This is a genomic window from Mycobacterium sp., assembly GCF_032162105.1.
Taxonomy (GTDB): Bacteria; Actinomycetota; Actinomycetes; order Mycobacteriales; family Mycobacteriaceae; genus Mycobacterium.
On sequence record NZ_JAVRPS010000004.1, the window covers coordinates 1 to 7,202 of the forward strand.

6 protein-coding genes and 1 pseudogene are annotated in these 7,202 nt (G+C 65.2%); 4 read left to right on the forward strand and 3 right to left on the reverse strand.

The genetic code is table 11. The annotated features are described in order from the left end of the window. The 3 genes and pseudogenes from QOC69_RS00125 to QOC69_RS00135 form a co-directional block, all read left to right on the forward strand. On the forward strand, positions 1–1,305 hold a 1,305-nt coding region (locus QOC69_RS00125; RefSeq protein WP_526435133.1), incomplete at its 5' end, for a phytoene desaturase family protein. 7 nt (positions 1,306–1,312) lie between these two features. Continuing rightward, positions 1,313–1,537: pseudogene (locus QOC69_RS00130) on the forward strand (hypothetical protein); the annotation flags it as partial. Positions 1,538–1,552: 15 nt separating this feature from the next. Further along, complete coding sequence (locus QOC69_RS00135; protein ID WP_526435135.1) at positions 1,553–2,593, forward strand: YhjD/YihY/BrkB family envelope integrity protein; 1,041 nt, start codon at positions 1,553–1,555, stop codon at positions 2,591–2,593. Positions 2,594–3,048: 455 nt separating this feature from the next. Here QOC69_RS00135 and QOC69_RS00140 read toward each other — a convergent pair whose 3' ends face one another. From QOC69_RS00140 to QOC69_RS00150, 3 genes are all read right to left on the reverse strand, one after another. Then, entirely contained in the window at positions 3,049–3,726 is a 678-nt protein-coding gene (locus QOC69_RS00140; protein ID WP_526435143.1) for an IF2 family translation initiation factor, read from the reverse strand. 26 nt (positions 3,727–3,752) lie between these two features. Continuing rightward, on the reverse strand, positions 3,753–4,310 hold the full coding sequence (locus QOC69_RS00145; RefSeq protein WP_526435137.1) for a CsbD family protein: 558 nt from the start codon (positions 4,308–4,310) through the stop codon (positions 3,753–3,755). A gap of 119 nt (positions 4,311–4,429) precedes the next feature. Continuing rightward, positions 4,430–4,993 carry a hypothetical protein gene (locus QOC69_RS00150; protein ID WP_526435139.1) on the reverse strand — a complete coding sequence of 188 codons (564 nt, stop codon included), beginning with the start codon at positions 4,991–4,993 and terminating at the stop codon, positions 4,430–4,432. 1,005 nt (positions 4,994–5,998) lie between these two features. Here QOC69_RS00150 and QOC69_RS00155 point away from each other — a divergent pair. Then, complete coding sequence (locus tag QOC69_RS00155) at positions 5,999–6,943, forward strand: manganese catalase family protein (RefSeq protein ID WP_526435141.1); 945 nt, start codon at positions 5,999–6,001, stop codon at positions 6,941–6,943. The last annotated feature ends 259 nt before the right edge of the window (positions 6,944–7,202 follow it).

Here is a 7,202-nt window from a genome sequence, read left to right on the forward strand (position 1 = left end):
TCCGATGAGGATGCACCGGTCATCTACCGTGACCCCGCTCGTACCGCCGCCGAATTGGCCCGCGGACAGGCCGGCGATGGCGACAACTGGTGGCGCTTGGTCGAATTGTGGCGCACCATCAAGGAGCCGCTGCTGGGGATGTTGTTCTCACCGTTCCCGCCGCTGCGCGCACCACTGCAGCTGTTGCACCGCCTGGGTACCGCTGAAGCGCTGCGGGTCGCGCGGCTGCTGATGCTGCCCGCGTCGGTGCTGGCGCGGGAAGTGTTCGACGGGGACGCCGCTCGGTTGCTGCTGCTCGGCAACGCCATGCACGCGGACGTGCCGATCGACGCACCGGGCAGCGGCGTGATGGGCTTCCTGATGACGATGCTCGCCCAAGACGTGGGTTTCCCGGTGCCGGTAGGCGGCGCCGGGCGGCTCACCGCGGCACTGGTCGCACGGGGAGCCTCGGCGGGCGCCCAGCTGGAATGCGGACAAACGGTCGACGCCATCGAGGTCCGCGACGGCCGGGCGGTGGCCGTGCACACCGCCGGCGGTCGCACGGTTCGGGTGCGTCGCGCGGTCGTCGCCGACGTCTCGGCCCCTGCGCTATATCAGCAACTGATGCCCAGCGTCGCCATACCCGACCGTCTTCGGCAGGACTTGGAGCACTTCACCTGGGACACACCGGTGGTGAAGGTGAACTATGCGCTTGACGCGCCCGTACCGTGGCGCTCGAAGAGCTTGCGTGGTGTCGGCACGGTCCATTTGGGGGCCGATCATCACGGGCTCATCCGCTGGCTCGCAGACCTGAACACCGCCACCGTGCCCGACAAGCCGTTCCTCCTCTTCGGGCAGATGACCACGGCCGATCCCAGTCGCTCGCCGGCCGGCACCGAAAGCGCCTGGGCCTACACGCATCTGCCCCGCGACACCAACGACGACGAGTCTGCCGGCCGGCTGGCGGCCGCCGTCGACCGGGTGCTCGAGGAACACGCACCCGGCGTCACCGACCACGTCGTCGGAAGAGTGGTGCAACGGCCCTCGGATCTGGAGGCGAACAACGCGAACCTGTCCGGCGGCGCCATCAACGGTGGCACCGCCCAGCTGCAACAACAGATCATCTTCCGTCCGACATCCGGCTTTGGCCGCGCCGAAACTCCCGTCGCCAACGTCTTCCTGGGCAGCGCCTCGGCCGCCCCCGGCGGCAGCGTGCACGGCATCTGCGGCCGCAACGCCGCCCAGGCGGCGCTGAAATCCGACGGCCTGCGGGGGTGGCCGCGTCGTCGGCTCAATCAGACGGTGATCTCGCTCGTAATGAGATGACGCGTCCGGCCGCAACGTGCTCGATGGGCGGTGGACGTTCCAGATCGTCGAAGAATTCGACGACCACTACTGGTCGGTGTTTCGCGAGCATGAGCGTCACCTCCGCAACACGTTCCAAGGCGGCGTGCGCCACGTCATTGAACTCGAGATGAAAGAACGGCGCCGCGCTGCCCGTTTCGGTTCGGTCCGTCCCGTCCGGGTACACCGGCAGTTCTCGTCCGGTGGACGGTGACGAAAGGGAACGACCGTGGGTTTGACCGATCGCCTTGATGCTGTGCAGCAGCGACATCCCGTGTTCGGGTTCCCGCTGGCGGTGCTCTACAAGTACATCGACGATCAGGGTGGGTACCTGGCGGCGCTGATCGCCTATTACGCCTTCGTGTCGGTGTTTCCGTTGCTGCTGCTGTTGTCCACGGTGTTGGGGTGGCTGCTGGTCGGTCATCCGGAGCTGCGCGATCACGTGCTGAATTCGGCATTGAGCCAGTTCCCGGTGATCGGGCCGCAACTGGGCGAGCCGAGGCAGATCAGCGGAGGCGTGACCGGCGTGGTGATCGGCACCCTGGGTGCTCTGTACGGAGGTCTCGGGGTGGCCCAAGCTCTGCAAAACGCGATGAACACGGTGTGGGCGGTGCCGCGCAACCAGCGGCCCGACCCCTTCAAGGCCCGTGGTCGCAGCGTGTTGCTGCTGGTCACCGTCGGTGGGGCGCTGCTGGGCACCGTTGTGTTGTCCGCGGTAAGCGCCGGTGCGGGCGCGTTCGGTGTCGGTGTCAAGGTCGTGGTCCTGGCCGCGTCGGTCGCGGTCAACGCCTGCGCGTTCGTGCTGGCGTTTCGCATCAGCACCGAACGGGAGCTGACGATCGGGCAGGTCGCGCCGGGTGCGGTGCTCGCCGCGCTGGGCTGGCAGTTGCTGCAGTCCTTCGGGGCCGTCTACGTCGGGCACGTCGTCAAGAGCGCCACCGCCACCAATGGGGTGTTCGCATTGGTCCTGGGGATGCTGGCGTTCCTCTACATCACCGCCACGCTCGTGGTGCTCTGTGCCGTGATCAACGTGGTGCGCGTCGACCGGTTGCATCCGCGGGCGCTGCTGACCCCGTTCACCGACAACGTCGATCTGACCGCCGCCGACCGCGACACCTATGCCGGTCAGGCCACGGCCCAACGCAGCAAGGGGTTCGAAAACATCGACGTCACCTTCGACGCCCCGCCACACCGCGACGAGGCATCTCGCGACGACCCTGCCGGCCCGGATGCGCGACCAGAGTCCCCATCCCCCGCGGCGGGGGGATAGTGCAGGCGCCGTCGGCGAGATGCCGCAGCGCAGCATTAAGAGCGCGGCGGCAGCGGACTTGCTGAAATAGCCGGCGCGATGCTCATGCGCACTCGGAGTTCGCCGGTTCGAGGAGTCGATCGCCTCGCTTGAATCCACCGGACCGTCGGCTGCAGTGGTTGCCCAGCAACGGATTCCGTTCGGGCCAGTGTTGATGGCGCGGTCGGGATGGTTGAAGCGGACTGGCCAAAAGTTCGCACACGAAGAGGTTCTCGTCGTCATCCGCGCCGACAAGCCCTACCAAACCTGAAACGGTCGATGTCGGGAGCCTCCCTGCGGGCTAGCGCAGGCGGGGATATCGCGCACAGTCACAACCTTGCGTGCAGACATGGTCCTGACGGAAGTCACCGCGCTCGGCACTATGCCGAACGCGGTGAACTGAAACGCCACGTCAATCGTCGTTCACGAATTTGCTGTCAGGACTTGCTGGCCCGCGCAGATTGCCGTTTCCGCTTCTCCACATCCGCCAAGTCCTCGACGCGATCCGCCTGCGCGCGCTTGCTTGCAGCCTCGGTGCGTTTCGCCTGTGCATCGTTGAGCTTGGCCTCGGCAGCTGCGGTGGCCTTCTGCTCGGCCGCCCGAATCCGATCTTGTTCTTGACGCTTGGCCTCCTCGGCCGCCTTCTTGCGCCGAGCAGCCACATCGTCGGCCTGTTGCTTTGCCGCGGCGGTGCGTTTCTCGGCCGCCTCTGCGGCAGCGCGCTTGCGCTCTTCGGCTGCGGTGCGTGCTTCAACGATCGCGTACTCCTTCGCTGCGCGTGCCTCCCTCTGGTCCTCGATTGCGTCATCGCGCGTGGCCTTCAGCTCGGCATCAGCGTGCTTCTGCTTTTGGGCCGCAGTCGCTTCGAGCTGTGCGGCCCGACTGAGCGCGTCGCTGCGGTCGGCGAGTGCGGCACCACGCCTCTTGAGCCTCGCATCGCCGAGCGCACTGCCGACGGTCGCGTCTAATGCACCGAGCGAGCGCTCGTAGAACAGCCGGGCAGGCGCTTCCGTCCCCATCCGCGCCACTACCCTCTCCTCGATCAATTGCAGCGGGAACCGGACGAGCTGGTACTGAAAACGCAAGACTGCGAACGGAACTCTAGTGATTCTCATTGCTAACTCCTGTGTCTTGCCGATGCTCAAGGCAGGTCGGCTTGGTTGGTCAAACTGTCGGCACGCTGCCTCATTCGGTCGGCTTCCGTCAGGGCACTTTCCGCCTCTTGCACTGAGGCCTGATGCTCGTCGACGGCGTCCACGACGTCCCCAGCGGCAGCTCTCACGTCGGCGAGCTCTTGGGCCTTCGCCCGCTCCATCGCGCTCTGAGCGTCGAGTTCAGCCTGAGCCTTGTCTTGGGTGGCGTCCCGCTGGGCAGCCTGCTCGGCCGCACGTTTCCGAGCGGCCTGTTGGGCCTGGACGGAGTTCTCCACCGCAGCGGTCTCGGTGCTCACCGCAACCCTGTCAGCGGCGCCTTCCAGCTTGGCTTCCGTGGCGTCGGCGTGGGCTTGGACGGCCTCGGCATCGGCGACGGCTTCGATGCTGTTGGCTTCTTTGCGCTCCTGGGCCTGGGTCTGTTCGAGCTGGCCTTCGGCGGTCAGCGAGTCGTTGCCCAACACGGCGCCGGCGACTTCCTTCACCTTGCCCTTGACCGAATCGATCAGGCCCTTACGCGCCTGATCAGCCTTGTCGTGCTCAGTCATCTGGTTCTTCTCCTAACGGGAGGAACAACATCACGATGCGTTGTCCCTGAGATGGTCTTGATGGTCCCCGGCATTCCGGGGTTCCTCGACTGTGGTGCGAAATAGCTAGTCTGCGTTCGTTAGTCGCTGACTCGCCTTGAGAGCGCGCTGCCGACGCCAGCAAGAATCTGGCTGGGACGTTGCTGCTCGCCCTGTTGCGCGCCCAGCACGACGATTGCACCGGTGAGTACTGGGAGCGCCCACTGCAGGTAGCGCAGCTGTTTCTGAGCGACGGCGACATCGTCCGGCGTAGACGCAGTTGGTTCGGTCGCCCCCTCGACGGGATGCCCGTCGCCCTGGGCCGCCTTAACGCCCAGAATCCCGCTGTAGACGGTGGCGCCCAGCGCAGCTCCAGTGAGCACGATCTTCGTGAGAGTGTTTGCGGTGACGCCGGACTGGTACTTGGCGCGGCCGCGGTTTGCGTAGAGGATGGCGCCGCCCCCGATCAGATGCGCGCCAATGGCGACGGCACTGACCGGAGTCCATTTCGCCCGCCCCACGGCGGCCACCCGGGCCCGGTCCTGCGAATCGCGGACGGCTGCGGCCGCGCCGTTGACACCAACTGCTCCCATCAGTGATCCGCCAAACCACGCGGCGGCGCCGAGATCGTGCAGGGAGCGAACGAATGTGTTTCGTGAAGACATGAAGATCCTTGACATACGTATGCGTCGAGAGCGCCGAACGGCGACCACGGCGAATCTGGGAGCGCCGGGGCTGGACGCGACTTGAATGAGCACGAAGGCTCACGCGGTGAGAATGCTCGATCTGAGCGATTCGAAACCTTGCGCTGCTTGCCTGTTGCGACACCTAGTTCCCGGCTCCCTGTGCTTCATGGAGACCCGCGCTGGCTCGCCAACGCCGACGAGAAGTTGCTGTCCGACTTCGTCGCGGCGTGGGTGAAGGTGATGAACTCCGACCGGTTTGACCTCATCTGATCACCGTGTGACCTGACGGCACCCCGTGAGCTATCGCAGCTCCCGGGTGCTGCCTGCGTCGATGACAGCACGGCACGAGAGCCGCGCCGGCAGCCCCCGTATCCGGGGAGACGAAGCCGTAATTCAACGGCTGCGCACGGATTGTCGATTTGCGCAACCAACCGCCAATCGACATACGTCGCGCGGCTCACTAGCGACATCACCCTCGTCACGGCCGCCTTCGGCGGTGCCCACCTGCGCCGGCCGGCAGACGCATGCTGCGAAATCCGGTTCCGCAGTGTCGTTTGCATGGCGAGAGCACGGGTAGGACCTCTAAGCCGCTCGCTTCCAGAACCGCGGAGCACCGTCGGTGAACCACTAATAGAGGCGATCTTATGCTCGCAGCACCTGCACACGTGCCATGATCCACGTCCAAATTCAGGACGCCAGTTCAAGGCCGCCGTCGCAGTTGGCGCACTCTTTCTGGCGGTCGGCCTGCCCGGCTTCGTTCCTGGTATGACACGCACTATGACCAGCTCACCTTTGCCTGCTTCGGGCTCGCCGTCGCCATGATCGCTCTCGGCGCCGCATTGGGCCGCACCCGCGATGAGACCGGCCGGCCCGTTGACACCGGTGACGGGCCTAGAACAACACAAACGGCCCGGCTCGCTGACCGTCGAAACCAACTACCACGGCGCCGGTTACGGCGCCCGGTCGAACCATCTAAGGAGAATCATGTACTTACACACACAACAACTCATCAACGAGATCGCCGTCGATGAACCGGATCCCGCCGCCGCCAACGCGCTGCAAGAAGGCCTCGGTGGCCAGTTCGGTGAAATGCGGACGATGATGCAGTACCTGTTCCAGAGCATGAACTTTCGGGGCGACGCGACGTCCAAGCCTTACAAGGACCTGATTCAGGGTGTCGGCACTGAAGAGATCAGCCATGTGGAACTGATCGGGACGACCATCTCGCGCCTTCTAGACGGGTCGCCCGAGTACAAGGGCAGGAAGACCGACCCGGTTGACCGGCCGGGCGCCAAAGGTGCGACGCCGCTGAAGATTGCGTTGGACACCAGCAACATTCACCACTACCTGGTGGGTGCTCAGGGGGCGCTTCCGGTCGACGCGGCCGGGAACCCCTGGCTGGGGTCTTACGTGTACAACAGCGGCAACCTGGTGCTCGACTTGTTGTACAACCTCATGTTGGAGTCGACCGGTCGGCTGCAGAAGTGCCGGATCTATGAGATGACGGCCAACAAGACGGCTCGTTCCACGATCGCCTATCTGATCGTGCGCGATCAGGCGCACGAGAACGCGTTCGCCAAAGCGTTGGAGAGTCTAGGAGTGAACTGGGGTGCGGCGTTACCGATCCCCAAGACCAGCGCCGAGCAATTCCCCGAGGTCAAGAAACTTCTCGACATGGGTCTGCAGAGCATCCAGTACACCTTCAGCGCTGACGACGAAAGCCAGGCTGACAAGCTCTACCGTGGTGCGTCGCCGTCGAACGACGGGACCGAACTCAGCACCGCGGTCATGCCCGAGGGGTTCCCGATGACCATCGCGCCGGAACGGCGCGAAGAGTTCTCACCTGGTTTGGACAAGGAGCTGTTGGCCCTCATCCAGGCCACCGCAGAGGTCGAGATCGCGTCCAACAACGGCGCGTCCGGCAAGTAGATGCAGGCGGGTGGGTCACCTCCTTGGCTGGGGACTGCAATGGGAGCAGCCAGCTCTAATCACCCAGCGGGATGGGCCGGGCACAGCCCCTTGGCAAAGCAGGTCGTGCCCCGGCCCACCTCTCAGGCGCCGAGCAATTTCCGTTCGTTTTCGCTGACGACCTTGATACGCCGCGGCTTGGCCTTCTCGGCCACGGGGATGATCAGCCGCAGCACTCCGTCGTGATAGGGGGCGTCGATCCGGTCGGCGTCGAGTGTGT